Below are 24,807 nucleotides of genomic sequence, written 5' to 3' on the forward strand. Positions count from 1 at the left end.
GTGCAGGCTGCGGGGCCCGGTGGCCGTGGCGGCCACGTTCTGCCGCCTTCGACGAGTCGGTGGTCCGGCTCGCGCCCGAGCGTTGTCAGCCGTTGGCGGTTCGGGGCTGGACGACGCAGTCGGGGCCGGGGGTCATGACCGTCTCGTGTCCGTCCTCGGTCCTCACGCGATAGGGGGGCGTCCCGTCGGGCCCGAGGACCTCGATGATCTCCACGACGTGATCCCGCTGGCCGACAACCCTTCCATGAACCACGAGGCTGTCTCCCTTGCTGGCCTTCACTCGGCGACTCCTCTTCGGTAGGCGTATCCAGGGCGGTAATGATCAACTTCACCCTAGCCGCAGGGCGCCTGCCTGCACGCAGAGCGACCGGTCGTCAACCGTCAGATACGGCCAATGTCGCCGGTTCCCAACTTGGCTGTCAGCGAACGCCGACGAGGACGCACCCCGTGGACACCGGGTTCCCGGCCCCCGGAGGCCGTGCGTCACGGGACGGGTGATTCGCACACCGTGCCAACCCTCCGAGCATGCGACCGGCGCCCCCGGCCCGCCGGGCCGTGCCCCCGGCACCCCCGCGGAGGCGGCGGCGCCCCCGCCGGCCCGTGCTGTCGTACGCCTGTGGTACTGCTGGGGCGTCAGGGATGGTTGGTGGTCGATCGGAGGGGAAGAGCCATGGCCGAGCAGCGCGTCGTGATCGTGACCGGAGGCGGGACGGGCATCGGAGAGGCGACGGCGCGGCTGTTACGGGAGGGCGGCGACGAGGTCGTCGTCTCCGGGCGTCGCCCCGAGCCGCTCGAGCGCGTCGCCCGGGAGACGGGCGCACTCGCGCACCCCGCCGACACGACCGACCCCGAAGCCGTGCGCGGCCTGGTGGAGAGCGTCGTCGCCCGCTACGGACGCCTCGACGGACTGGTCGTCAACGCCGGGGTCGGCCGCGGCGGCGGCGTCGGCGAGATCACCGACGAGGACTGGGACCTGGTGCTGCGCACCAACCTCACCGGCCCGTTCCTGACGATGCGCGCCGCCCTGCCGCACCTGCTGGAGGCCCGCGGCGCCGTCGTCGCCGTCGCCTCCGTCTCGGCTCTGCGCAACGGCACGGGCAACGCCGCGTACGCCGCGTCCAAGGCGGCCCTGCTGCAGCTGTGCAGCTCACTGGCGGTCGACTACGGCGCCCGGGGGCTGCGGGCCAACACGGTGTGCCCCAGCTGGGTGCGCACCGAAATGGCCGACCGCAGGATGGCCAGGTTCGCCGAGGAGGCGGGGCTGGGCGAGGGTGGGGCCGGCCGGGACGCGGCCTACGCCGAGGCCACCCGGCTGCTGCCCGCGGGCCGTCCTGCCGATCCGCGCGAGGTCGCCGAGGCCATCGCCTGGCTGCTGTCACCGGCCGCCTCCTTCGTCAACGGCGCGACCCTCACGGTCGACGGCGGCGCCACCGCCCTGGACCCGGGCACCGTCCCCTTCGGCCATCGGATCACGCCCCGCGGGCCCGCCGCCTGACGGCAGGCGCCGCCCGCGTGCGCCGACGTGCCGGAAGCCCCCGGTTCCCGCAGCCTGGAACGGACCCACCGTCGACCGGCCACCCGCACGCCCCCAAGGGCGGACCTGGCCGGGACAGGAGCGAGCGAACGATGAAGGCAGTCCTCTTCCGCCGGTTCGGCGGCCCGGAGGTCCTGGAGGTCGCCGACCTCCCCGAGCCGCATCCCGGCCCCGGCCAGGTCCGGATCGCGGTGCGCGCGGCCGGCGTCAACCCGCTCGACTGGAAGAAGCGCCGGGGCTTGATGGGCGGCGACCTCCCGCAGACCCTGGGCCTGGAGGCGGCGGGCGTGGTGGACGAACTCGGCGAGGGCGTCACGGACGTGGCCGTCGGCGACCGCGTCTACGGCCACGCCGCCCTGAGCACGGGCCAGGCCGAACTCACCGTGCTCGCCACCTACGCGCCGGTCCCGCCCCCGCTCGGGTTCACCGAGGCCGCCGGACTGCCCACCGCCGTCGAGACGGCCACCCGCACGCTCGACCTGCTCGGCGTCGCCGGCGGCACCACGCTGCTCGTCAACGGCGCCTCCGGCGGCGTCGGCAGCGCCGCGGTCCAGCTCGCCGTGGCGCGCGGCGCCCGCGTGATCGGCACGGCGAGCGCGGCCAACCACGACTACCTGCGCTCCCTGGGCGCCGAGGCCGTCGGCTACGGCGAGGGCCTCGGCGACCGGGTCCGCTCCCTCGCCCCCGACGGCGTCGACGCCGCGCTGGACGTCGCCGGCAGCGGCGTGCTCCCCGAGCTCATCGACCTCGCCGGCGGGGCCGGACACATCGTCACCATCGCCGACTACGCCGGGGCCCGGGAACACGGGGTCAGATTCAGCAGCGGCGGGGACGACCGCGCGCTCCACGCCCTCGACACCGTCGGCGAACTGATCACCTCCGGGCGCTTCTCGCCCCCCGTCGCCCGCACCTTCCCCCTCGCCGAGGTCGCCGAGGCCCACCGGCTCAGCGAACAGGGCCACGCCCGGGGCAAGCTCGTCCTGCTGGTCGACTCCGCAGCGGAGACCCGGCGATGACCCCGCCCGCACCACCACCAGCCGCGCCCGCAGGAGCGGCCCCCGGCCCGGCCGGACGCACCGTCGTGGTCACCGGGGCCGGCCGCGGCATCGGACTCGCCATCACCGAGGCCTTCCTCGCTGCGGGATCCCACGTCGTCGCCGGATCCCGCAGCCGCACCGAAGAGCTCGACGCCCACCTCCGACAGAACGCGGACCTCACCGTCGTGGAGGTCGACCTCGCGACGCCCGACGGCCCCGCCGCCCTGGTCGCCGAGGCCGTCACCCGCCACGGCGGCGTCGACGTCCTGGTCAACAACGTCGGGGCGGTGCGCCCCCGGACGGACGGCTTCGCCGGCGTGACGGACGAGGACTGGGACTGGAGCCTGACCGTCAACCTGATGGCCGCCGTCCGCGCCACCCGGGCAGCCCTGCCGCACCTGCTCGCCTCCGGTGACGGGCGGATCGTCACCGTCTCCTCGGTCAACGCCCGCCTGCCGGACCCGCTGGTCATCGACTACGGCGCCGCCAAGGCCGCGCTTACCAACTTCTGCAAGGCGCTCTCCAAGGAAGTGGGCCCGCACGGAGTGCGGGTGAACACGATCGGTCCCGGCCCGGTGGAAACGGCCCTGTGGCGCGGCGCGGACGGCGTCGCCGCCACCGTCGGCCAGTCCCGCGGCATCGACCCCGGCGACGTCGCCCGGGCCGCCGAGGCCCAGGCGGCGACCGGCCGCTTCACCCGCCCCTCGGAGGTCGCCGACCTGGTGCTCTTCCTCGCCGGCCCCGGCGCGGCGAACATCACCGGCGCAGACTTCGTCATCGACGGCGGCCTCGTCGACGCCCTGTAGCCCCCGGCGCCAAGCACCCCCCGCCGCCACTCCGCCGGTGCGCCGCGACCGGGCCGCGAGCGCGCACCCGTGCCACACCCGCACCACCGGCCCCGCGGCCGTGCCCGGCGGCGGGTGACCCGGCCCCGCAGCGGTACGACGGGAGGCACGACGGCATGTCCTTCGAAGGCGCGATCCCCGACGTCTACGAGCAGTACCTCGTCCCGCTGCTCTTGCGCCCCTACGCCCGGGACCTGGCCCGGCGCCTGGCGCAACTCCACCCCAGGGACGTGATCGAGACCGCCGCCGGCACCGGCGCGGTCACCCGCGAGCCGGCCGCCGCCCTGCCGCCGGAGACGTCGATCACCGCGACCGACCTCAGCCGGCCGATGCTCGACCGTGCCCAGGCCCTGCCGCTCGACCGCCCGGTGCGCTGGGCCGAGGCGGACGCCATGGCACTGCCCTTCCCGGACGCCTGCTGCGACGCCGTGGTCTGCCAGTTCGGGGCCATGTTCTTCCCCGACCGCCCCCGCGCCTTCGGCGAGGCCCGGCGGGTGCTGCGCCCCGGCGGCGTCCTGCTGTTCAACGTGTGGAACACCACCGCGGCGAACGAACTCGTCGCGGTCACCGAGCCGGCGGCCGCCGGACTCTTCCCCGCCGACCCGCCCGATTTCCTCAGCCGCGTCCCCTACGGCTACCACGACCCCGCCACGATCGCCCGCGACCTGGCGGCCGCCGGCTTCACCGACACCCCGCGGATCGAGACCGTCACCGCACCCGGCCGCGCCGACTCGGCACAGGACGTGGCGACGGCCCTGTGCCAGGGCACCCCGCTGCGCACCGAGATCGAGGCCCGGGGCACGCACGGCCTGGACGAGGTGACCCGGGCGGCCGCGGCGGCGATCACCGAACGCTTCGGCCCCGGCCCGGTCGAGGGCCCGCTCAGCGCCCTGGCGGTGACCGTCACCCGCTGACGGCCCGGACATCACTCCTGGAAGAGGGCCTCGACGCCGTCGCCGCACAGGATCAGTTCGCCGATCACCGGCCGGTCGCAGCCCTCCAGGCGGACCAGGGAGGAGAGCGTGACCGGGAAGGCCCCGTGGACGGTCCAGGTCACCCGCGGGGCGCCCGCCCCACTGTCCAGCAGCGAGACCGTCACGTCCTTGCGGTCGGCGGTCTCCGGGCCGACCGAGCCGATCCACTCCCACAGGGCCCGGTAGCCGTCGGGCGAGCCGTGGCGCAGCGAGACGGAGGTGGGCTTCCGCCCGCCGGGCGACTGGCGCACGACGTCCTCGCCGCCCTCCCGGTACACGACCGTCTCGAACTCCAGCCCTAGGCCGGAGAGGTCGCCGAACAGGTGGTCCTGCCCGGCGACGGTGAGCTTGTAGCGGTAGACGGGCGTGGACATGGAGGGCTCCTGGTGTCGGCCGCACAGCGCGGGGACGCGGTCGGCCGCCGACCGCCGCAGCCGACTGTATGTGACGGCCCGTCAAGCACCCGTCACACGGCCCGTCACACGGCCCTCACACGGCGCCCGCGCATGCGAGAGGACCCGGGAGCGTAGCCAGCTCCCGGGCCCCTGTTTGCCGCCCAATTGCGCACACCGACACGTTTAAGGGCCGTGGATCAGATTGAAATCGACGCGTTCTACCTTTGAACTACCGTGCCACGGAGCGGCACAGACGGGACTTGAACCCGCATTCGTCGATATTCGTCCACACCCGGTCGATCCGGTGTTCGGCGGCGAATGCTGAGACTGGAGCGAGAGTCTGAGATTAAGGGGGCTGCCTCTGCCGCTTGGGCTACCCCGGCCGGTGGTGCCGGGGGAGGGATTCGAACCCCCACTGTGACCCCTCGGTCAGCTTCACTGATCAGTGTCAGCTTTGCGCGCCGTGCAGCGCACCCGTCCGGCTCCGCGGAGGGTGACGCCCGGCGCACCCGCCCGGCTCCCCGGGCGGGCGATCGTGAGGCTACCGGAACAGGTAGCCGAAGACGGCGTCACCCACCCGCTGGTCGGTGACCTCGATCGCGTTGGCCTCCTCGCGGGCGAACTTGACCGCCTGCTGGAGCTTCTCCACGCGCTCGGCGAGTTCGTTCACCCGGCGGGCCGGCAGTGCGCCGGAGAACTTGACCGTGGTCCAGTAGCCGACCGCGATGTCCTCGTAGTAGACCTCGACCTGGGCCGGGTGCTTCTCGGTGGCCTCGGCCTTGACGTGGTTGCGCGGCACCTTCTTGGTCCGGATGGTGCGCACCGGCTCGGTCTTCCAGGAGTCCGTCGACGGGTCGAGGTTCCACGACTCGGAGGCGTCCAGCACCGGGAGCTTCTTCACGAAGGTGAAGAGGTCGGTGAGCTGCTTCTCCAGGAACAGCAGGTACGGCACCGGCACCTTGGCGAGGAGCACCTGACCGTCCACCACCACGTCGGCGCTGGCGCCGACGTTGGCCCAGTCCTTGGTGGCCGTCACGTCGAAGAGCCGGGTGAGGGTGGTCGCGGTGGACCGCAGGATGTCCTCGGCCTTCAGCTGCACCCGGGTCGACTCCGGCGGCAGCTGCTCGCCCTCCTCGTCCTTGGGCTGGTAGGTGCGGGAGATCCCGGCCAGCAACGCGGGCTTCTGCAGGTCCTGGTGGGCCTGCGTCAGTTCCTGGAAGGACTTGGACTTGACGCCCTTTTCGACGGCGATGATCTGGTTCAGCTTTGCCACGGCGAGGACGCTACCAGCCCCGAACGGACGAGCGACACCCAATTTCCGAGCGGGGCGGCCGGGCCCGAAGGTCGGGCGAACGTCCGGCCGACGTCGTAGATAGAGCGTTCGTTCTAGTGCGTGCTACGGTGATTCCATTAGAACGTTCGTTCCAGCCGAGAGCCGGGGCGGGCGACGCCCCGGCCTGCCCGCCTCCGGAGCGGGCCGGGGCCCCACAGGGGAAGGGAACCCAGGAACGCATGGACGTCCAGCGCATCACCGCGAACGGCATCGACTTCGCCTACGTGGAGCAGGGGGAGGGGCCGCTGGCCCTGCTGCTGCACGGCTTTCCGGAAACCCCGGACATGTTCCGCCACCTGATGCCGGCCCTCGCCGCCGCCGGCTACCGGGCCGTCGCCCCGTACATGCGCGGCTTCGCGCCGAGCGCCGTCCCGGCGGACGGCAGCATGCGGATGGCCGACCTGATCGCCGACGCCAACGCCCTGCACGAGGCGCTGGGCGGCGACGGGAACGCCGTCCTGATCGGGCACGACTGGGGCGGGTTCACCACCTGGGGCGCCTCGGTGCACGCGCCGCAGCGCTGGTCGAAGATCGTGGTGGCCGACGTCCCGCCGCTGCGCTTCTACGAGCGCAAGGCCGCCGACCCCGTGCAGATCCACAAAAACAGCCACTTCTACTTCTTCCAGATGGGCGTCGCCGACCAGCTCGTCCCGGTCGACGACTTCGCCTACCTGGACTGGCTCTGGCAGCACTGGAGCGGCTCCGCCGACCCCGGGCTGGACACCACCGAGTTCCGCGAGGCCGGCAAGAACGCCCTGCGCGCACCGGAGAACCTGCGCTCGGGACTCGGCCTCTACCGCCAGAACTTCCCGGCCGCGACCTTCGGCACCGACCGGTGGGAGATGGGCCCGCTCCTCGCCGAACTACCGACCCAGCCCACCCTCTACCTCCACGGGAGCGAGGATCCGGTGATGGACGAGGAGGCCTTGGCGGACCTGCTCCGGACCCTGCCGGCGGGCTCGGACGGCGTCCTGCTCCCGGGCGTGGGCCACTTCCCCTTCGTCGAGGCGCCCGACGAGGTGACCAAGCGCGTCCTCGCCTTCCTCGGCTGAGGGCGTCCCCGGGCGGCTCGCCAACCTGCGCGTTCTCTTAGGGACATGGCAGGAGCACCTGAGCACGGAACCGGTCGTCCAGTTCGACCGGTCCACGCTCGACGCCATGGGCTGAGACCCGGCTCCAGGACGCACACCCGGCGATGGCCCGGCCGGTCACATGCGGCCGGACCATCGAGTATGTCCGAGTCGGCCTACGTCGGGAACCCTCCCATCGTCGGCACGGCAGACCGCCAGCACCGCCTACTGCCCAGGAAGCGGGCCTGTGGACCCTCACCCAGCGCGATAGAGTGATCACTGCCCTGCGGGCGCCACGTCTGCGGGGTGGATCAGGGGGGTTCACACATGACGGCGCGGAGAATACGCACGTACCTCGCGGTGACGGCCGCCGCTGTCGTGCTGGTGACGGGCTGCACGGGCGGGGCCACAGGAGACGCTGGGGGTACGCCAGTTGGCGGGGCGTCTGCCGCATCGCCTGCCACACCGTCGATGACGTTGTCGCCGACGTTCAAGGGCTACGACCCGCCGACCAAGTTCTCCCAGGGCAAGGAATCAGCACCCTTGGCGGACGAAGTGCGTGCCACCGACGTCCTCCTCGATGGCACGGTCTACTACATCGCCGGCAACTACGGCCTTGAGGCTGACGCCCTGTATGGACACAAGATGGTTGGCATTGCGAACGCCACGCACGGCGGCAACCTGCACTCGCCGCCGGTCCTCGCGCAGGCCGGCGGCCAGCGGATGGTCCTGACCGCGGTCCGGATGGTCATCCAGGGCCAGGGCACATCCGTGGACCGCACCGCTGTCGAACTGGTCGCCCTGTCCACCTCCAAGGGCTCGGACTCCTGGACCATCCCGATCGACCTCCCGCAGGACTACACCGGCATCAGGTCCCTCACGGTGCTCGGGGTCCGCGGCACGACCGCGGTCATCGCCGGGGCGGACGCGGACCACGGCCTCGTCTGGGCCGTGGATCTCGCCACGAAGAAGGTCCTCTGGACCCGGAAGAACTTCACCGGCGCCCAGCTCACCGACGACCAGGTCGTCGGTCTCGTCTCGCCGGAGTACACCAAGCACCAGGTGTCGGCTCTGAAGATCGCGGACGGAAGCGCGGCCTGGACCGCGGAGCAGACCTACGACCTGCTCGACACGACCCTCATCCCGGCCGGACCCAACCGACTAGCAATCCAGGGGCGCAGCTTCGTCGGTTTCAAGAGCAGCGCCTGGATCCTCGACAGCACGACCGGCAAGCAGATCTTTGAGTTCAGCGGCGGCTCGACGCCTTTCGGCTGCGCCTACGACGAGCGATCGGTGACCGTCTGTGCGGACAAGGACATCGCCTTCGCCTTCGACACGGCCAGCGGGAAGACCCTGTGGCGCCTGCCCGATGACGCCAAGACCCGGATCGCTCCCCGCGTGACCACCGCATGGCACGGCGTCGTCTACGGCACGACCCAAAGGGGCCCGGTGGCCCTCAACGCCATCACCGGCCAGGATCTGCCCAGCCCCCCGACACTCGCCCCGCTCATCGTCAACACCTACATGGGCATCGGAAGCCCCGACGCCGACGGCACCGCGCTCTCGGTCTACCCAGCAATCGGCTTCTGACCACCAAGCCCGCCGGCCCCGGAACGGCGTGGTCTCGCCCGGCCACTCGGTCTTGGACGAAGCGCAGCTGTGGCGGCGCGGGCAGCACCGCCAGGTGGGCCGGCTCCGGTGGGGTGCTGCTGCTCAGCGTCGTCGTGCACCAGCCGATCCTGCCCGGCAGACCCGGCTCCGGCCAACCGGATTGTCGGCCCGGCGGCCGCGGCTCCGGCGCCGCTATGGCCGTGGCCGTGGCCGTGGCAACCGTGGTCATGGTCGGGGAGGCGTTGGCCGGCGAGACGGTGGCCGGCGTGGCAGGTTCCGCCCCTGCGCTCTCCGGGAAAGAGCCCGGTGCTCTGCTGCTGAGCTACACGCCGATGCGCGCGAGCGCAGAGGGGCGGCGGGTGTGGGGACAACACGATTCGCAGGTCATCGGCGCACCTTGCCCGACCTCGCGCCGGGCGAGCGGATGCCGCTGGTTGCGGTGTGCGCGCTCGCGGCCGCCATGCCGTCCTGCATGCCCCACGAGGGCCTGGGCCCGCGCACCCGCGCAGGCCCTCACCCCACTCCCAACCGCCGGCACCGCCCGGGCGAACGACCGTTCCGAGCCGCTCACCACCCGGCCCCGTCATCCGCTCCCTGTTCCCCGTGGAGCCCGCCCTCGTTCGCGCGGCGCACGCCCTCGCCGAACGCCCGCCTGCGGGATTCACCCGATCGAGTGCGCCGCCTTCGGCCATCCGCGTCGTCCCCGGTGACAGCATTACGCCTCATGGACTACCAGCAGTGCGGGGACATCCTCGCCGGGCTGCACCGGATGCCGTCGGCGGAGCGCGTCGCGAGGCGCGGCAACCTGTCCGCGCTGCTGACGGCACTCGGCCACCCGCAGGACGGGCTACGCGGAGCCATGGTGGTCGGGACCAACGGCAAGGGCTCCACCGCCGCCTTCGCGGTCGCGGCGCTGTCCGCGACCGGCCAGCGAGTGGGCAGCCTGCCGAGCCCGCACCTGCAGGAGCCGCGGGAGCGGGTCCGGGTCGACGGCCGGCCGGTCAGCCGGGCCGAGTACGCGGCGGCCTGCACCGAGGTGGTGGCGGCGATCGAGGAGCACGACCTGCCGCTGTCCGCCGCCGGCATGTGCACCGCGGTCGCCGCCGTCCACTTCCGACGGGCCCGCGTCACCCGGGTCGTCGCCGAGGCGTCCATCGGCGGACGCGGGGCCGCGGTCCGGGCCCTGGACCTCGACGTCAAGGTGATCACCGGCGTCGGGCTGGACCACACCGACCTGCTCGGCGACACCCTGGCCCGGATCGCCACGGCCAAGGCCAGCGCGGTGCGCGACGGCGAACACGTCGTCCTCGGGCACCTGCACCCCGAGGCCCAGACGGCCGTCGAAGAAGTCCTGGCCAGCCGCACCGGTCTGACACTCTGGCAACTCGGCCGGCAGATCCACTGCACCGCCCGTCCCGGCGCCACGGCCGGCGCCGTCGTGCTCGACGTCGCAACGCCGCGCGGCGAGCACCGCGCCCTGCCCTGCCCGCTGCCGGGCACCCACCAGCATCACAACCTCGCCCTCGGCCTCGCCACAGCGGCCGCGCTCGCCGAGCGCGGCCACGCCCACACCCCGACGGACGAACTCCTGCGCCCGGCACTGGCCGCCACCCGCTGGCCCGGCCGGCTCGAACTGCTCACCGATGCGCGGCTGGACGGCTGGCACGGCCGGGTCCTGCTGGACGGAGCCCACAACCCGCAGGGCGTGGCCACCGTGACACCCGAGATCGAACGCATCGCCGGAGCGGCCGGCAGCACCCGCACCCCGCCGGCCGCCGTCGTCTTCGCCGCCATGCACGGCAAGGACGCGCCCGGAATGCTCGCCCTGCTACCCCAGCCATGGCCGCTGGTCCTCACCCGCACCGGCTCACCCGACGCCGCCGATCCCGCCGCACTGCACGGCCAACTGCCCCCCGCCCGGCGCGCGGGCGCCGTCACCGCCCCCGACACCGGCACCGCGCTGCGCCGGGCGGCCGGCCTGGTGGGCCACGGCGGCCTGATCGTGGTGCTGGGATCGCTTCGGCTGGTGGGTGAGAGCCGCACCGTGCTCGGCCTGCCCCCGGCCTGAGCCCCCGGACGTCGAGAGCGCCCCCACGAGGGGATGGGCCCTGCCCGACTCCTGTACTGGTGGGGGCGCGTGCTCATTCGCGCCGAGCGCGGCATCGACCGCCAGGGCCGGTATGCCGGGGCAGGCGTCGGTCGACGTGACGTGAGAGGCTCGCGCCATGGAACAGCGTGTACTCGGCCGTACCGGCCGTCCTGTCTCGATCATCGGACTCGGCACCTGGCAGCTCGGTGCTGACTGGGGAGACGTGCGGGAGGAGGACGCCCTGGCCGTGCTGGATGCCTCCGTCGAGGCGGGTGTGACGCTCTTCGACACCGCCGACGTCTACGGCGACGGCCGCAGCGAGCGGCTGATCGGCCGCTTCCTGAAGGAGCGCCCGGACGCGGAGGTGTTCGTCGCCACCAAGTTCGGCCGCCGGGCCGAGCAGCTCCCCGAGAACTACCACCTCGCCAACTTCCGCGCCTGGGCGGACCGTTCACGGGACAACCTGGGCGTGGAGCAGCTGGACCTGGTGCAACTGCACTGCCCGCCGACGCCCGTCTACTCCTCGGACGAGGTGTTCGACGCCCTGGACACCCTGGTGGCGGAGGAGCGGATCGCCGCCTACGGGGTGAGCGTGGAGTCGTGCGCGGAGGCGCTGACCGCGATCGCGCGCCCGGGCGTCGCGAGCGTTCAGATCATCCTGAACGCGTTCCGGCTCAAGCCGCTGGAGCGTGTGCTGCCCGCCGCCGAGGCGGCCGGGGTGGCGATCCTCGCTCGGGTGCCGCTCGCCTCGGGGCTGCTCTCGGGCCGCTACAGCGAACAGACCGTCTTCGCCCCGGACGACCACCGCACCTACAACCGTCACGGCGAGGCCTTCGACCAGGGCGAGACCTTCTCCGGCGTGGACTTCGCGACGGGTGTCGAGGCGGCAAGGGAGTTCGCCGCCCTCGCACCCGAGGGCGCGACCCCTGCGCAGACGGCGCTGCAGTGGGTCGTCCAGCAGCCCGGGGTGACGACGGTGATCCCCGGTGCCCGCAATGTGGCGCAGGCACGGGCCAACGCCGCGGCCGCCGCACTGCCGCCGCTGCCGCCGGCCACGCTCGACGCCGTCCGGGAGCTGTACGACCGCCGCATCCGGCAGCAGGTGCACGGCCGCTGGTAGCCGCGGGCCCGGCCGGGTGTGGCGGAATCCACCGGGCGGTGGTCCCCGCGGCGCCGGCCAACCGCCGCCCCACCGGTTCCCGCGCCGCCGGGTCGGCGCGAGCGGGACGCCGGCCACGCGATGCGTCCCGGAGCGGCGACGCCGGACTGCCGCCTCCACCGCCCGGGAGGACCGGGCGCCGGGGGGCGGCGTCGGGGGGTCAGGCGCGGCCACGCGGGCCCGGCCGGGCGGACTGGTCACCCGCTACGCGCTGGCCAAGATGGAGAACTCCCCCGACCTTCCCGACCACGAGACGGCCCTCTACTTCTCCTACGACACCCCCCACCAGGGCGCGTGGTTCCCCGTCGCCCTCCAGGGCTTCACCCACTTCGCGGCGGAGAACTTCGCAAACCTCCCCGTCGTGGGGCCGAAGCTGCGCGAGTTCTCCGAACTGCTCAACAGCCCCGCCGCCAAGGAGATGTCACGCTGGCACCTCGCCAAGGCGGACGGCACCGCGGCGCCGGAGCGGGCGGCGTTCCTCAAGAACCTCCAGGAGGCCGGCGCCTGGCCGCGCGTCCGCAAGATCGGTGTCGCCAACGGCGTGGGCACCGGCCGCGGCAACGGCGTCAAGGCCGGGGTGACCGCGGTGAGGGGCGCCGGCACGACGCTGCAGGACACCTGGCTCAAGACCCAGTCCCAGGGCGAGCAGATCGTCGCCCACCTGCAGAAGAAGGGCGGCGCCCCGGTCTCCGTCAGCACCAAGGGGCTGCCCGAGATCGACGGGGCCCCCGGCGGTCTGTTCACCATGCCGACCGAGAACGGCGACCCCGGCAGCTTCGACCTGGCCGAGCTCCTCATGAAGGCCCTCGGCAACAACGTGGACCCGGAGGTCATCCGCACGTCCTGTTTCATCCCGGCCGTCAGTGCCGTCGCGGTCAGCGACATCGCCGACACGGAGGCGCTCCACAAGCCGATCAAGGCGGGCGCCGGCGAGCTCGACGCCTTCATGTGCGCCAGCCGCAACGAGGGGCACACCACGATGACCGAAGAACTCGGCGATTGGATCGTGAACGAGATCAGCACCAGCGTCTGACGATCCGTACCAACGTCAAACCGGCCTGTGTGTACGGGGGTTGGTCCCCTGCACAATCGAGGTGGCGCCCACCCCACCCCGATGACCGTTCCGGAAGCCTGCGACGCCTGAGGACACGGTCACCGGGGTGCGGGGGAGCATCACGGCGAGGTGCTTGCCGGCCCTCGACCCCGGAGCGCGACTATCCGAGAGTCCACCGCTGGTTGCCGCCGCCGTGGCACGACCAGAGTTCAGCCAAGGCGCCGTTGGCGGTGGAAGCTCCGGTCACATCCAGGCACAGGCCGGACTGGACGCCCGTGATCGTGCCGTTGGAGTTGATGTTCCACTGCTGGTTGGCCTGGCCGTTGCAGGACCAGACGATCGCCTTGGTGCCGTTGACGGTGCCCATGGCGTTGGCGTCCAGGCACAGCACGCTGCCGCCCACGGTCACCGTCAGCTGCTTCGACGCCGTTCGGGTCCAGGTCTGGTTCGCGGCGCCGGTGCAGCTGTAGATCTGCTGCTGGGTGCCCAGCGTGGTGGTCGCGTTCGGGTCGTCCAGGCACTTGCCCGCACCCACCGCGTGCAGCGCGCCGGTGTTGCCGCCGGCGGAGGGGGTGCCGTCCAGGCCCATGAAGTGGATGGCGTCGGCGGCCATCGCGGTGCCCTTGACGGGCAGTTCGTGGCCGGCGCCAGAGATGCTGTACGCCTCGACCTGGGTGGTGCCGGCGCCGTTGTTGTACCGGGTGCGGGTCCAGTTGGCCGCGGGGGTGTCGGTGGACGACGGGTTCTGGCTCACCCCGAGGACGTCGGTCCACTGCTTGATCTCTTCGGCGAGGTTGTTGTAGTTCACGGTGGTGTCGTTGGTCCCGTGCCACAGCTGCATGCGCGGCCGCGGGCCGGTGTAGCCGGGGTACGCGGTGCCCCGCACCAGGTCGCCCCACTGCTGCGGGGTCTTGTTGACCTGCCCGCTGCCGCAGGGCCCGTTCCAGCCGCGCACCGTGCCGGTGGCGAAGCAGTGGTAGGGCACTCCCATGAACGCGGCGCCCGCCTTGAACACGTCGGGGTAGTCGGCGAGCATCACGTTGGTCATCATGCCGCCGGACGACTGCCCGGTCACGAACACCGCGTCGGGGTTGCCGCCGTAGTGCTGCTCGGTGTAAGTGATCATCGACATCAGCCCGACCGGGTCACTGCCGCCGTTGCGGGTCAGCGCCTGGTCGGAGGAGACGTCCCAGCAGGCTGCGCCGGGGGTCGAGGGGTAGATGACGAGGAACCCGTACTGGTCGGCCAGCGATGCGAAGTCCTGGCTCTGATACAGGTAGGGCCCGGAGCCCTGACACCCGTGCAGGGCGAGCAGGATCGGCGGGTTGGCCTTGACGTTGTTCGGCACGTACAGGTTCATCTGCAGGCCGGTCGGGTTGGTGCCGAAGTTGCTGATCTGGGTCAGCGAGGCGACGGCGGCCTGGGGGGCGGTCGGCAGGCTCACGCTGACCGCGATGCCGAGCGCGGCGGCGACGCCGAGCAGGCGGGTCTTCAGGTACCGGGAACGCAGCGTGGAACCTCTCTTCCTCCGTCGGCTCTTGGTAGATGGGCGAGGGAACATGTCGATGCTCTCTTTCAGCCGTTGCCTCTGACCGGACCACCTGTCCGGACACCACCCAGTTGTCACCGCCCCTGGAAAGGTTGCACCGGACCGCGAAGATCTTTTTGGGCACCGCGAGCCGGCCGACGATCACGCCATCGGGCGGCGGCGGCCGCGGCCGAAACTAGCCGTCAGGCCGAGAACTCACATGAACTCGCCCTGGGACAAGTCTTCGGGGGCTGCGGGACGCTCATTCAGCTTCTTGAGCTGTCTCGGCTGAACGAGAGTACGGCTGTCTCTCTGCCACGTTCATGCCCTGGGGTCCGGGACTGTCGGGCCATCGGGTACGGTCACGGTTTCATGTCCGCTCAGTTCCGGTGACGGTCCTTTGGGATCGCCAACACGGGAGCGGTGATGAGTCCCCCCGAACCGTGAACAACCCCTAGCTAGGGAGCTTCCTCGTGCACCAACTCCTGCGCCGGAGCCTTCCGGCTCTCGCCGCCCTCGGCATAGCCGTCGGCGCTCCGCTGCTCACCGCCGGCACCGCCCAGGCCCAGGCCGAGCACGGATGCGGCACCGTCGGCGTAGAGTTCTCCGTCGACGGCGGCAAGGGCTGGATCTCCGACGGCCGGATGTCCCAGCCGCATGGCACCATCCAGGTCCGCCTGGTCGGCGAAATCGTGGACGGCTGCGACTACCGGGTCTCGCTGGCCTCCTACGAGACCCAGGGCCCGACCTGGGCCACCTCGGGCAAGCAGACCCTCCTCGGGTGGGCGACCACGACGCTGCGCAGCGGGAACCGCCAGGCGACCCTGGACGTGTCGGCCCACCTGCCGAAGTGCTTCGGTCAGATCGACCTGTACAACGGCGACAAGAAGTTCGACGGCGTCGCCAACCCCGCGCCGAGGTACCCGAACGGCGTCTTCACGGACAACCTGATCTCGGCCTGGAACGGCGGCAAGGCCTGCGTGCCGACCCCGAGCGGCACGCCGACCGTCCCGGTGCCGACCTCCTCGGCGTCGCCCACGTCCACCGCGACCCCGCACCCGACCGGGACGCCCACAGCCACGGCGACGCCTTCGGGCACCGCCACTGCGACGGCCACCGCCTCGCCTTCCGCCACCGCAAAGCCGTCGGCGCCGGCCACCTCGGGGACGCCGTCCGGCGGCACCCCGTCGACCGCCCCGGCCGTGCCTGCGGACACGACCGGCCCGATCGGCAAGCCGACCGTCAATCCGGTCTCGACCACGCCGGCCAGCACCCTGGCCAGCACGGGTGGCAACAGCAGCCAGATGATCGTCTACGGCGCCGGTGGGGCCGCGCTGCTCGCCGTCGGCGGGGGCGCGCTGGTGATCGCCCGCCGTCGGAGCGCCCGCCGCTGACGCGGCACCGCTGAGGTACCCAGGACGCCCGCGGTCCCCGGACCACGGGCGTCCGTCGGCCGTATCCCCGGACAGTCCGGAACCTGCGCCGGTACTCGTCGGCGTCGTGCCGTGCCGGCGACGGCGCGGCGGGCCGCATTGGAGGAGATCGGCCCGGCCTACGCCGTGGTTGAAGACCGGGACCTGGTCCATGTCCAGCTCCCCCGCGCACGCCAGGACCGGCCCGGCGAGACTGTCCCGGGCCGTGACCGTGAAGACGCCGGTGTCGTCGATCGCTGCGCTCCCCTCGCGATGCCACTTTCCGTGGTCGTCGGCGTAGACGGGGTTCGGGCCGGCAGGCCCAGGGTCCTCGTCGTCGACGACCAGCCCACGAACCTGGTGGCCCTCCCGGCCGCCCTCTCGGCCGCCGACTCGGACGTTCTGGCCGTCGCCTCCGGCGGACCGGCTGCCCTGAAGGCGCTGCTTCAGCACAACGACATCGCCGTGACATGGGCGTGCAGATGCCCGCCATTGCGCCCTCGCCTGCTGTCGCCGGGCCCGAATCCGCAGGCGAAGCTGCCATCGGGCGGCGACGGGGCGACGAGCGTCACCGGCTGCGGGCCTTCGTCGAACGCCACCGCCCCGGCTGTCGCCACCCACCGGCTTGGCCGCACCGATTCCCCTCCGGCAGGCCGACGAGGCACGCGGGACCGGGAAACGGTTCGCGCTTTCCTCCAGCCATGCCGTAGTGTCGGACCTGCCGACGCGGGGTGGAGCAGCTCGGTAGCTCGCTGGGCTCATAACCCAGAGGTCGCAGGTTCAAATCCTGTCCCCGCTACCAACAAGCACGGGCCCGGACGCATCAGCGCACTGGGCCCGGCTGCTTTTTTGCTCGCGACTCAGGGGTCACGTGGCGGAGTCAGCGCAGACCGCAGTGGGAATGACGCCCTCCGACGTCGAGCCTTCGTTGACGACGTCGACAACCCATCCGACGGGCTTCTGAGTTCCGACCTCCGTGTACGGGTACGACCTGACGGCCCGGACGTCGGGGCCGGCAATGTAACCTCCGCCGGTGGCGATCTTCCCGTCGGGGCAGGTCACAATGGCGTTGGCAGACCCGCCCGCTGGAACGGGGACCTCGGTCCCGAAGACCCCGATACCTGTCACGCCTCCTGCACCGTCGCCTGAGGGAGCGGTCTGCCCAGCGCCCTGACTGCAGTTGATGTTCTGATTGCCGTTGACTGTGTTGCCCTGCCCGACCTGGCCCATCGGGTAGCACACCTGAAGCAGCGACACGTTGCCCAGGAGCGGAGGGAGGCTCCCATCGGCCTGGGCCTGCGCGCCGGCGGCGCCGAACCACACTGCCGCCGCCACAGTGGTACTGATCACGGCAGACTGCCTGGTGAGCTTCACTCCACGACCTCCGTCGAAACGTCGTACCGGATCCTGCTGTTGGCCAACAGGATGACGATGTGAGGTGTCATACGAACTCGTGGACACGCTGATGCCCTCCGCCTTCCCCCGCATGGCTCCGGTTTGCCCGGCGGCAGGTGCCGCGTACCCGAACAGGGCGACCGGGCGGACGGCGAGCGCGCCGCACCGGCCGTTGGCCTTGTCCAGGACGGACGTTAGGCGGCGCTGGTCCTCGACCGCCCGGTCGAAGGTGAGCTGGACGTCGCCCTCGGCGGCCGGGGCGAGGTGGCCGGCCCTGACGGTGAGGGCGCGGACCCGGATCCGTTGCAGGCCGAGGCAGGCGTGGACGACCTGTCGCGGGGGGGGTGGGGGTGTGGGCGGTGGGTTCGCGCCGCGTCCGGGAGCGGGTATGCGGCCTCTGACCCCATGTGAGCCCTTGTGCGGCCGGTTCGAGGTGGATCTGAGGACCTGGCGGAGCGCCACAAGGTTGCGAGGCCACTTTTCGGCTTGCGGCCTCGTCACCTACATGGCACGGGCGTGGACGCCGATGCCTCCGGAGACGAGCAGGTTGTCGCCCGTGATGTAGCCGGCTGCGTCGGATGCGAGGAAGGCGACGGCTTCGGCGACGTCCGCGGGAGCTCCGACGCGGCCGAGGGGAACGCCTTCGCCCCAGGAGGCGATCGTGTCCTGGTCGATGCCCATCTTGCTGTACGCGGGGGTGTTGACCACGCCGGGGCTTACCGCGTTGACCCGGATGCGGCGCGGGGCGAGTTCGATGGCCAGGGAGCGCACGAGGGGCAGCAGGGCTCCCTTGGCGGCGGTCATGGCGGCGCCGAGCCCCTCGGCCGCGCCGACGGTGAACACCACGGACGCGCCTTCGTTCAGCAGGGGGAGCGCCTTCTGCACTATGAAGAAGTTGCCCTTGACGTTGATGTTGAACAGGGCGTCGAACGTGGCCTCGTCGGTGGACTCGATCGAGAGGCCGGGACGGGGCAGGCCCGCGTTGAGGTGGAGCAGGTCGAGGGAGCCCAGGTGCTCGCGCGCCTGGTCCAGGGCCTGGTCGATGTCGGTCAGGGAGCCGATGTTGGCCTCGACGGCGATGACGTCTGCGGGAAGGCCCGTGCTGTCGAGATCGCCGAGGCCGGTGACCATGACGCGGTAGCCGCGCGAGTGGAGCAGTTCCGCGGTGGCCTTGCCGATCCCGCTGGTTCCGCCGGTGATGAGTGCTGTCTTTGCTGCCACGGTTGTTCTCCTTGCCGATCGGGCGGGGCACCTCCGTCGTCGGAGGCAGAGGTGGCCCGGGAGGCCCAGCGCAGGGCGGGCACCCGCACGCTTCAATGGCAGCGTACGCCACCCTGGCAGTGACTGCCAGACCGCATGCGGGTGCCAGGTTGGCAGGCGGCGCTAAACTGGCGGCATGACGCAGGGAACACGAGGCAAGGACCCGGCTACCTCCACGCTGTGGGATCGCACCCGGCAGCTGGCCTCCCAGGAGATCCTCCGGACCGCGTTGCGCCTGTTCGCGCGGCAGGGCTATGAGGAGACGACCATCGCCCAGATCGCCCGCGAAGCCGGCGTCTCCCAGCGCACCCTCTTCCGTTACTTCGGCACCAAGGAAGACCTCATCGGCGGCAGCGAGGAGCAGTTCGTCGCCTTCCTGACGGAAACCGTCCGCAACCAGCCCGCCGAGGCCGACGCCTGGGAGGTGTTGCGGGCCGCGTTCAAGGCCGCGCTCTCCCTCCACACGAGACCCGAGGAGGCCTTGGAGCGCTTCCGCCTGGTGCACCACACCGACTCGCTGCGCGCCGCCTACCTCGGGAAGCGAGTGCGCTGCCAGGAGGAGTTGCTGCCCCTGCTCGAAGCCCGGCTGACGCCCTCGGGGACGGACAGAGGGCAGGTCCGCGCCATCGTCGCGACCGCGTTCGCCTGCTTCGATGCCGCCACTGCGACGTGGCTTGAGGGCAACGGGCGGGGCGACATCCTTGACCTGTACGACCATGGGCTGGCCGTGGTGCGGGGCTAGCGTTCTCGCGAACGGTCCTTTGCCGGAGCGAGATCGAGAAGAAACATCACCGGGTCGGGTATCGGCGGAGGTGCCGGTCCGCGATGCTGCCCGCGGGCATGGTCTGTGCGCCGGCCTTCCTGTTGGGGCCGGGGTGGGAGCCTGTCCTTTGGTGAGGCGCTCGGTTTCCCTCGGTCGCGAGGATCTACCGGGCGCCCGCCGTAGCGCGAAGCGTACAAGCCGTCGAGCAGGCCAACTCCGGTCTCGCTGGCCGAGAGCGAGGCTCCCGGTGCCCGGGTCAGAGCGTGACCACACTCCGTTCGATCATGCTGCCGCCGGCAGCCGCGACGGCATCCTCGCTGGGGCGCGGGTGCCAGCGCAGGATTCGTCGTGCCTTGTCGGTCGAGAAGCGGCGTGCGTAGCCCAACTGGTCCTTGACCGAGCGCAAGCTGGGGTCGGTGGCGGCGCCGGCGCGCACGGCGTCGTCGGGGATGACAGCGGTGGGCACCCGAGCCGCGTGCCGGCCGAGCTGGGCCCTGAGGATGCCGGCGATCTCGCCCATGCTCAGGGCGGGGTCGGCGGCCAGAAGGAACCGCTCGCCCGCCGCGCCCGGCGCGGTCATCGCGGTGACGTGCGCGGCGGCGATGTCGCGGACGTCGACGACGGGGAAGTAGAGGTTGAGCAAGCCGGGCAGCCGGCCGGTCAGCAGGCGCTGGACCAGCTGGTTGGCGCCGGTGACCTGCGGGCCCAGCACTGGTCCCATCACCGCGACGGGGAGCAGCGTGGTCAGTTCCAGGCCGCCGCCCTCGGTGGTGACGAAGTCCCACGCCGCCCGCTCCGCCAGCGTCTTGCTGCGTCCGTAGGCGTCGGTGCCCGGCCCGTCCAGGACCGTCCAATCCTCTTCGGTGAACACGTGGTCGTCGTGCGGGTGACCCCACGCAACCGCGTGGAACGCCGAGGTGAGCACCACCCGAGTGACACCGTTGTCGCGGGCCGCTCGCAGCACGCGCAGCGCACCCTCGCGTGCGGGGCCGATGACCTGCTGCTCGTCCTCGACGTGGCCGGGCATGACCGGGGAGGCGACGTGGATGACGTAGTCGACCTCCTTGAGTGCGTCGGGCCAGCCCTCGTCGCGGGTCAGGTCGGCGGCGACGAACTCGAGGTCGTCACCGTTCGTCATCCCGGCCTGCGTCAGGGACGCGCGGACGGCGGCTTCCCGGTCCAGCGACCGGACGGTGGCTCGCACCAGGTGGCCCTGGGCGAGGAGCTCAAGGATCACGTGCCCGCCGATCAGACCCGAGCCCCCGGTCACCAGCACACGCTGCTTGGACATGATCATCTACTCCTTGTCGTGGGTGTGTATGAAGCTGGGCACCGGCCGTCCCGACCGGTGCTCGACACATCCCCAGCCTGCGGCCGCGGAGCGGGACGAGGCAGTCCCCCGCTGACACTGGTAGTGCGGGGACCAGGCACCCGGCCCGCTGCCTGCTTAAGCTGGCCGGTATGAGCGAGGAGCCGAACCTGCTGGGTGAATACCTCCGTGCCCGGCGCGAACTGGTCACCCCCGAGCAGGTCGGCATCCCGGTCATCGGCCGGCGCCGCGTCCCGGGCCTGCGCCGCGAGGAAGTCGCGATGCTCTCGGGCATCAGCGCCGAGTACTACCTGCGCCTGGAGCAGGGCCGCGACCGCAATCCCTCGGTCCAGGTGCTCCAGTCCATCGCCCGGGTCCTGCAGCTCGACGACGACACGTACCTGCTCACCCTCGCCGCCGACAAGCCACGTCGCCCTCGTCGGCGTCCGCAGCGTGAGATCGTCCCGCCCAGCGTCGTGCGGCTGGTGCACACCCTTGGCCTGCCGGCGTTCGTGGAGGGCCGCTACCTCGACGTGCTCGCCGCCAACCAGTGGGCCACAGCGTTCTCACCACGCCTGGTACCGGGCCGCAACCGCCTCAAGGACGTCTTCCTGGATCAGGCCGAGGCGGCCATGTTCCCCGAGTGGGAGCGCACGACGGCCGGCCTGGTGGCGAGCTTCCGCAACTCGGTGGGGACCGATGCCGACGACCCGCGCGTGGTCGAGCTGGTGGGGGAGCTTTCGGTGGCCAGTCCGCGGTTCCGCCAGTTGTGGGCCCGACACGACGTCGGGACCCGGCGCACCGCGGTTTCCCTCACGTTCGAGCATCCGCAGGTAGGGCCGATCACCCTTGACCGCGAGAAGCTCCTCCTCAACGGGACCGACGCGATGATGCTCGTCATCTACCACCCGCAGCCCGGATCCGACAGCGCCGAAAAGCTCAGCCTGCTGGCTTCCGCATCGCTGCCACCGGCATCGGCCCCGGATGTCCCCTCCTCCGATGCAGCCCGGGAGCGGCGGACGTAACGGCCGCGCACCCGGTCGGACAGCTGCCCCACCAGCACCACCTGGGAAGTCCGTTCGCGCGTGCCGAGCCGCCGTGTCACAACTCGCCGTCCTCCTCGTCGGCCAACACGTAACGGCCGAGCCCAGGAAGTCGATGCGGTCGGACTGCAGCGGTGAGAGCCTGCGCGTCGATCAGCACGCCTACGCCTACCTCGACGCGCTGCTGCGCGACCTCGTCCTGCCGCTGCGGCCCGTCATCGCCACCGAAGCGCGCGGCATCGCCGCCGGTTGGATCGAGCAACTCGCCAGCCTGGGCGTCGAAGGGAAAGCCGCCAAGCCGCAGGCCGGCCGCCAGCACCCTCGCGGCACCGGAAGCCGGTGACAGCCACCTCGTCCAAGTGACGACCATCGCGATCAATCACAGCCGTGGTCGGGCGGCGATCAGCCGCGCAGACCTCGCCACACCGGCTGACGGAGTCGGCCGGCGTCGGTGAGTTCGAGGAACTCGACCTCGGCGCGCAGCTCGGGGCGGACGAACCGGACCAGGGTGCCGCGTGGCAGTCCCAGTCCGGCGGCGGTGAACGGGGACACCGGGGAGTCGATGCGCCGCAGCACGGCAGCCAGGGCGCGGCGTTCCGCCCCCGCGAACCCGGTGCCGACCGAGCCGACGAACGTCAGTCGTCCTTCGGCTTCGACCGGAACGCCGACCAGGACCGCGCGGACCGATGCTTCACGGGGGGCGGGCAGCCAGCCGCCGATCACGACGTCGGCGGTACGCAGATGCTTGATCTTGACCCAGTCCCGGGAGCGTGTGCCCGGCCGGTACGGGGAGTCGGATCGTTTGGCGACGACACCTTCCAGCCCGTGCTCCCGTGTCCAGCCGAACGCCTCGGCGACCGAGTCCCATACCGGCGGCACCCGCAGGCCCGGCCGCTCCAGCTCCAAGCCCTCCAGCAGCTCTCGCCGCCGCGCGTACGGCTCGATGAGCAGTGATCGCTCCCTGGTGTGCGGGAGGTCGAACGCCACGAACACAGCGGGCGCAGCGGCTGCCGCGGCCCGTACCGCGGCGGGACGCGTGCGGTGGATGCGTCCCTGCAGGGCCGCGAACGAGGGGCGGCCTCCGCGCATGACCACGAGCTCGCCGTCCAGGACCAGCGGGCCCCGCACCGTCAGGGCCTCGGCCACCTCGGGGAACCGGTCGGTCAAGTCCGTTCCGTGGCGGCCGAGCAGCCGGACCGGCGCGGCCTCGGGCACGTACGCCATGCACCGCACCCCGTCCCACTTCACTTCCCCCATCCAGCCTGGCCCGGCTGGCAGTGGGCCGGCCGTCGCGAGCATCGGCTCGACATGCGGCAGCCTCACCTGCGCCGATCCCTCGGGACTCATGCTTCCAGGGTGCAGCCGGCCCGACCGTCGTGGAGCCGGATACGGCCGGTCGGCCGACACCGCAAACCCGGGCACGCCACGACGGACTCGGCATGGTCGGTCGCCGCACCGTAGAACGGGCCTGGAACGTTGCGCCAGTTCCGTTCCGCCCAATCGCGCAGTACGGGGCTCGGATCCAGTACGCGCGGGACGCCTCGGCGGCCGTCGCCGGCCAGCCCGGCGTCACTCTCCGGACAGGAGAGGCCCGTCCAGTCAGTCTTCGGTGGGAGTGCGGATGGCCAGGATGGCCATGTCGTCGTGGCCGTCGCTGGGGTGGTTGTCGGCGAGGGTGCGGACGAGGTCGTCCAGGGGCCGGTGGGCGTGGGCGGCGGCGAGGTCGGCGAGGACGTCCAGGCGGTCGTCGATGGCGTGATCGGGGTGTTCGACGAGGCCGTCGGTGAAGAACAGGACGGTGGTGCCACCGGGCAGGAGGTGGGTGTGGTCGGGGCGACGGATCTCGTCGTCGACGCCGAGGGGGATGCCGGGTTCGGCGTGCAGGTACCGGGGTGGTCCGTCGGGAGTGAGGATGAGCGGCGGCGGGTGGCCGGCGCTGCTCCAGTGGAGTGTCCAGCCGTTGGTGGCGGGTTCGATCCGGGCCAGCAGCGCGGTGGTGACGGGCAGATCGGTGATGGCGTGGATGGTGCGGTCGAGCTGGGTGAGCACCGCGCTGGGCGGGGTCTTGCGGGCGTAGAGCAGGGCGCGGAGCATGTTGCGGGTCTGGGCCATGGCGGCGGCGGCGTGCAGGTCGTGGCCGACGACGTCGCCGATGACGGCTGCGCAGGCGCGGTCGGGCAGGACGACGGCGTCGTACCAGTCGCCGCCGACGGTGGCCGGTTCGGCGGCGGTACGGTAGACCGCGGCGCCGGAGAACGGGGTGAGGTCCGGCAGCACGGGCAGCAGGAGTCGCTGGAACTGTTCCGCGCTGTCGCGCATGTAGCCGAACAGGCGGGCGTTCTCGATGGCGATGCCGGCTGCTCCCGCGAGGGCCCGTACGACCCCTTCGTCATCCCGGTCGAACGGCTGGCCGTCATGGCGGCCGGAGAGGTAGAGGTCCCCGTAGATCTCGCCTCGGACGCTGATCGCCACGCCGAGCAGGGTGCGCATGGGCGGATGGCCGGGCGGGAAGCCGACCGAGGCCGGATGCGAGGGAATGTCGTCCACCCGCAGCGGCTCGGGATGGTGGATCAGGTGCCCGAGGACGCCGCGGCCGTGGGGAAACTCGATCCCGGCGAGGGCCGCGCGTTCGTCGTCGGTCAACCCGGCGGTGATGAACTGCTCCAGGTGGTCGCCGGAGGGGGCAAGCACGCCGAGCGCTCCGTAGCGCGCGTCGGCCAAGTCCATGGCGGTCGTGACGATCCGCTGCAGCACCGTCGGCAGGTCCAGCTCGCTGCCGATGGCCAGCGCCGCCGACAGCAGCCCCTGCACCCGGTCCCTCGCCCTGGCCAGAGCACGCAACTGCTGGGCGATGCCCTCCAACTGATCGTCCAGGAACAGCCGAAGATCCGGCCTGTCCCCCTCACCAGGTGACGTGCCCGGATGGTCCGCATCACGATTCACGCGTCGCCTCGTTCATCACCGTCAACGCTACGCACGACATCGTCGCCAGGCCG

The 24,807-nt window shown here is 71.9% G+C and carries 23 protein-coding genes and 2 tRNA genes; 14 read left to right on the top strand and 11 right to left on the bottom strand.

Features of this window, described 5'->3' with window-relative positions:
- Positions 1-85: 85 nt before the first annotated feature.
- Positions 86-280, bottom strand: coding sequence for a DUF1918 domain-containing protein (locus ACZ6Z8_RS31310; protein ID WP_465613412.1), 195 nt, complete (start codon positions 278-280; stop codon positions 86-88).
- Between the two features lie 390 nt (positions 281-670).
- Here ACZ6Z8_RS31310 and ACZ6Z8_RS31315 point away from each other — a divergent pair, with 390 nt between their 5' ends.
- From ACZ6Z8_RS31315 to ACZ6Z8_RS31330, 4 genes are all read left to right on the top strand, one after another.
- A complete protein-coding gene (locus ACZ6Z8_RS31315) occupies positions 671-1,495 on the top strand; it encodes an SDR family NAD(P)-dependent oxidoreductase (protein ID WP_465613413.1) in 825 nt (274 codons plus the stop codon).
- A 131-nt stretch (positions 1,496-1,626) separates the two neighbouring features.
- Positions 1,627-2,550 (top strand): NADP-dependent oxidoreductase, encoded by a 924-nt coding sequence (locus ACZ6Z8_RS31320; RefSeq protein ID WP_465613414.1) that lies wholly within the window; start codon positions 1,627-1,629, stop codon positions 2,548-2,550.
- A complete protein-coding gene (locus tag ACZ6Z8_RS31325) occupies positions 2,547-3,377 on the top strand; it encodes an SDR family NAD(P)-dependent oxidoreductase (protein ID WP_465613415.1) in 831 nt (276 codons plus the stop codon). The genes ACZ6Z8_RS31320 and ACZ6Z8_RS31325 overlap by 4 nt, the downstream gene beginning before the upstream one ends.
- A gap of 155 nt (positions 3,378-3,532) precedes the next feature.
- Positions 3,533-4,330 (top strand): class I SAM-dependent methyltransferase, encoded by a 798-nt coding sequence (locus ACZ6Z8_RS31330; RefSeq protein ID WP_465613416.1) that lies wholly within the window; start codon positions 3,533-3,535, stop codon positions 4,328-4,330.
- A gap of 11 nt (positions 4,331-4,341) precedes the next feature.
- On the opposite strand, the gene ACZ6Z8_RS31335 is transcribed toward ACZ6Z8_RS31330, so the two are convergent.
- Together ACZ6Z8_RS31335 and ACZ6Z8_RS31340 are read right to left on the bottom strand one after the other, a co-directional pair.
- Complete coding sequence (locus tag ACZ6Z8_RS31335) at positions 4,342-4,764, bottom strand: phage tail protein (RefSeq protein WP_465613417.1); 423 nt, start codon at positions 4,762-4,764, stop codon at positions 4,342-4,344.
- Positions 4,765-5,326: 562 nt separating this feature from the next.
- Positions 5,327-6,058, bottom strand: coding sequence for a DUF7873 family protein (locus tag ACZ6Z8_RS31340; protein WP_465613418.1), 732 nt, complete (start codon positions 6,056-6,058; stop codon positions 5,327-5,329).
- A 239-nt stretch (positions 6,059-6,297) separates the two neighbouring features.
- Here ACZ6Z8_RS31340 and ACZ6Z8_RS31345 point away from each other — a divergent pair, with 239 nt between their 5' ends.
- Both ACZ6Z8_RS31345 and ACZ6Z8_RS31350 read left to right on the top strand, forming a co-directional pair.
- On the top strand, positions 6,298-7,170 hold the full coding sequence (locus tag ACZ6Z8_RS31345; protein WP_465613419.1) for an alpha/beta fold hydrolase: 873 nt from the start codon (positions 6,298-6,300) through the stop codon (positions 7,168-7,170).
- A 489-nt stretch (positions 7,171-7,659) separates the two neighbouring features.
- Complete coding sequence (locus ACZ6Z8_RS31350; RefSeq protein WP_465613420.1) at positions 7,660-8,778, top strand: outer membrane protein assembly factor BamB family protein; 1,119 nt, start codon at positions 7,660-7,662, stop codon at positions 8,776-8,778.
- Between the two features lie 279 nt (positions 8,779-9,057).
- Here the strand turns inward: ACZ6Z8_RS31350 and ACZ6Z8_RS31355 are convergent.
- Positions 9,058-9,131: transfer RNA gene (locus ACZ6Z8_RS31355), tRNA-OTHER, on the bottom strand.
- A gap of 392 nt (positions 9,132-9,523) precedes the next feature.
- Between ACZ6Z8_RS31355 and ACZ6Z8_RS31360 the strand changes: the two genes are divergently transcribed.
- The 3 genes from ACZ6Z8_RS31360 to ACZ6Z8_RS31370 all read left to right on the top strand — a co-directional run bounded on the left by ACZ6Z8_RS31360 (position 9,524) and on the right by ACZ6Z8_RS31370 (position 13,080).
- Entirely contained in the window at positions 9,524-10,867 is a 1,344-nt protein-coding gene (locus ACZ6Z8_RS31360; protein ID WP_465613421.1) for a bifunctional folylpolyglutamate synthase/dihydrofolate synthase, read from the top strand.
- A gap of 157 nt (positions 10,868-11,024) precedes the next feature.
- On the top strand, positions 11,025-12,008 hold the full coding sequence (locus ACZ6Z8_RS31365; RefSeq protein ID WP_465613422.1) for an aldo/keto reductase: 984 nt from the start codon (positions 11,025-11,027) through the stop codon (positions 12,006-12,008).
- A gap of 259 nt (positions 12,009-12,267) precedes the next feature.
- Positions 12,268-13,080, top strand: a complete 813-nt coding sequence (locus ACZ6Z8_RS31370) for a hypothetical protein (protein ID WP_465613423.1) — start codon at positions 12,268-12,270, stop codon at positions 13,078-13,080.
- A 181-nt stretch (positions 13,081-13,261) separates the two neighbouring features.
- Here ACZ6Z8_RS31370 and ACZ6Z8_RS31375 read toward each other — a convergent pair whose 3' ends face one another.
- Positions 13,262-14,662 (bottom strand): extracellular catalytic domain type 1 short-chain-length polyhydroxyalkanoate depolymerase, encoded by a 1,401-nt coding sequence (locus ACZ6Z8_RS31375; protein WP_465613424.1) that lies wholly within the window; start codon positions 14,660-14,662, stop codon positions 13,262-13,264.
- A gap of 440 nt (positions 14,663-15,102) precedes the next feature.
- Between ACZ6Z8_RS31375 and ACZ6Z8_RS31380 the strand changes: the two genes are divergently transcribed.
- Positions 15,103-16,023, top strand: a complete 921-nt coding sequence (locus ACZ6Z8_RS31380) for an LAETG motif-containing sortase-dependent surface protein (RefSeq protein WP_465613425.1) — start codon at positions 15,103-15,105, stop codon at positions 16,021-16,023.
- A gap of 464 nt (positions 16,024-16,487) precedes the next feature.
- Here ACZ6Z8_RS31380 and ACZ6Z8_RS31385 read toward each other — a convergent pair whose 3' ends face one another.
- Positions 16,488-16,640 carry a hypothetical protein gene (locus ACZ6Z8_RS31385; RefSeq protein WP_465613426.1) on the bottom strand — a complete coding sequence of 51 codons (153 nt, stop codon included), beginning with the start codon at positions 16,638-16,640 and terminating at the stop codon, positions 16,488-16,490.
- A gap of 126 nt (positions 16,641-16,766) precedes the next feature.
- Between ACZ6Z8_RS31385 and ACZ6Z8_RS31390 the strand changes: the two genes are divergently transcribed.
- Positions 16,767-16,843: transfer RNA gene (locus tag ACZ6Z8_RS31390), tRNA-Met, on the top strand.
- A 65-nt stretch (positions 16,844-16,908) separates the two neighbouring features.
- Here ACZ6Z8_RS31390 and ACZ6Z8_RS31395 read toward each other — a convergent pair.
- Positions 16,909-17,415 (bottom strand): hypothetical protein, encoded by a 507-nt coding sequence (locus ACZ6Z8_RS31395; protein ID WP_465613427.1) that lies wholly within the window; start codon positions 17,413-17,415, stop codon positions 16,909-16,911.
- Between the two features lie 522 nt (positions 17,416-17,937).
- Entirely contained in the window at positions 17,938-18,657 is a 720-nt protein-coding gene (locus ACZ6Z8_RS31400; protein WP_465613428.1) for an SDR family NAD(P)-dependent oxidoreductase, read from the bottom strand.
- A 175-nt stretch (positions 18,658-18,832) separates the two neighbouring features.
- Here ACZ6Z8_RS31400 and ACZ6Z8_RS31405 point away from each other — a divergent pair, with 175 nt between their 5' ends.
- Positions 18,833-19,438 carry a TetR/AcrR family transcriptional regulator gene (locus ACZ6Z8_RS31405; RefSeq protein WP_465613429.1) on the top strand — a complete coding sequence of 202 codons (606 nt, stop codon included), beginning with the start codon at positions 18,833-18,835 and terminating at the stop codon, positions 19,436-19,438.
- Between the two features lie 277 nt (positions 19,439-19,715).
- Here ACZ6Z8_RS31405 and ACZ6Z8_RS31410 read toward each other — a convergent pair whose 3' ends face one another.
- Entirely contained in the window at positions 19,716-20,750 is a 1,035-nt protein-coding gene (locus tag ACZ6Z8_RS31410; RefSeq protein ID WP_465613430.1) for an SDR family oxidoreductase, read from the bottom strand.
- A gap of 170 nt (positions 20,751-20,920) precedes the next feature.
- On the opposite strand from ACZ6Z8_RS31410, the gene ACZ6Z8_RS31415 reads away from it, so the two are divergent.
- Positions 20,921-21,793 carry a helix-turn-helix domain-containing protein gene (locus ACZ6Z8_RS31415; RefSeq protein ID WP_465613431.1) on the top strand — a complete coding sequence of 291 codons (873 nt, stop codon included), beginning with the start codon at positions 20,921-20,923 and terminating at the stop codon, positions 21,791-21,793.
- Between the two features lie 133 nt (positions 21,794-21,926).
- Positions 21,927-22,154: a hypothetical protein gene (locus ACZ6Z8_RS31420; RefSeq protein WP_465613432.1), complete on the top strand. Its 228-nt coding sequence runs from the start codon at positions 21,927-21,929 to the stop codon at positions 22,152-22,154.
- Between the two features lie 59 nt (positions 22,155-22,213).
- Here ACZ6Z8_RS31420 and ligD read toward each other — a convergent pair whose 3' ends face one another.
- Complete coding sequence (ligD, locus tag ACZ6Z8_RS31425; RefSeq protein WP_465613433.1) at positions 22,214-23,158, bottom strand: non-homologous end-joining DNA ligase; 945 nt, start codon at positions 23,156-23,158, stop codon at positions 22,214-22,216.
- Between the two features lie 252 nt (positions 23,159-23,410).
- Positions 23,411-24,664: a PP2C family protein-serine/threonine phosphatase gene (locus ACZ6Z8_RS31430; protein WP_465613482.1), complete on the bottom strand. Its 1,254-nt coding sequence runs from the start codon at positions 24,662-24,664 to the stop codon at positions 23,411-23,413.
- Positions 24,665-24,807: the final 143 nt, after the last annotated feature.

Source organism: Kitasatospora sp. NPDC101108, assembly GCF_055584725.1.

What these genes read in the sequence shown, in the direction of transcription:
- ACZ6Z8_RS31320 (WP_465613414.1), top strand. Translation starts at nt 1,627, where the DNA reads ATGAAGGCAGTCCTCTTCCGCCGGTTCGGCGGCCCGGAGGTCCTGGAG.
- ACZ6Z8_RS31365 (WP_465613422.1), top strand. Translation starts at nt 11,025, where the DNA reads ATGGAACAGCGTGTACTCGGCCGTACCGGCCGTCCTGTCTCGATCATC.
- ACZ6Z8_RS31330 (WP_465613416.1), top strand. Translation starts at nt 3,533, where the DNA reads ATGTCCTTCGAAGGCGCGATCCCCGACGTCTACGAGCAGTACCTCGTC.
- ligD (WP_465613433.1), bottom strand. Translation starts at nt 23,158, where the DNA reads ATGAGTCCCGAGGGATCGGCGCAGGTGAGGCTGCCGCATGTCGAGCCG.
- ACZ6Z8_RS31375 (WP_465613424.1), bottom strand. Translation starts at nt 14,662, where the DNA reads ATGTTCCCTCGCCCATCTACCAAGAGCCGACGGAGGAAGAGAGGTTCC.
- ACZ6Z8_RS31410 (WP_465613430.1), bottom strand. Translation starts at nt 20,750, where the DNA reads ATGTCCAAGCAGCGTGTGCTGGTGACCGGGGGCTCGGGTCTGATCGGC.
- ACZ6Z8_RS31315 (WP_465613413.1), top strand. Translation starts at nt 671, where the DNA reads ATGGCCGAGCAGCGCGTCGTGATCGTGACCGGAGGCGGGACGGGCATC.
- ACZ6Z8_RS31350 (WP_465613420.1), top strand. Translation starts at nt 7,660, where the DNA reads ATGACGTTGTCGCCGACGTTCAAGGGCTACGACCCGCCGACCAAGTTC.
- ACZ6Z8_RS31360 (WP_465613421.1), top strand. Translation starts at nt 9,524, where the DNA reads ATGGACTACCAGCAGTGCGGGGACATCCTCGCCGGGCTGCACCGGATG.
- ACZ6Z8_RS31420 (WP_465613432.1), top strand. Translation starts at nt 21,927, where the DNA reads ATGCGGTCGGACTGCAGCGGTGAGAGCCTGCGCGTCGATCAGCACGCC.
- ACZ6Z8_RS31405 (WP_465613429.1), top strand. Translation starts at nt 18,833, where the DNA reads ATGACGCAGGGAACACGAGGCAAGGACCCGGCTACCTCCACGCTGTGG.
- ACZ6Z8_RS31415 (WP_465613431.1), top strand. Translation starts at nt 20,921, where the DNA reads ATGAGCGAGGAGCCGAACCTGCTGGGTGAATACCTCCGTGCCCGGCGC.
- ACZ6Z8_RS31325 (WP_465613415.1), top strand. Translation starts at nt 2,547, where the DNA reads ATGACCCCGCCCGCACCACCACCAGCCGCGCCCGCAGGAGCGGCCCCC.
- ACZ6Z8_RS31335 (WP_465613417.1), bottom strand. Translation starts at nt 4,764, where the DNA reads ATGTCCACGCCCGTCTACCGCTACAAGCTCACCGTCGCCGGGCAGGAC.
- ACZ6Z8_RS31370 (WP_465613423.1), top strand. Translation starts at nt 12,268, where the DNA reads ATGGAGAACTCCCCCGACCTTCCCGACCACGAGACGGCCCTCTACTTC.
- ACZ6Z8_RS31345 (WP_465613419.1), top strand. Translation starts at nt 6,298, where the DNA reads ATGGACGTCCAGCGCATCACCGCGAACGGCATCGACTTCGCCTACGTG.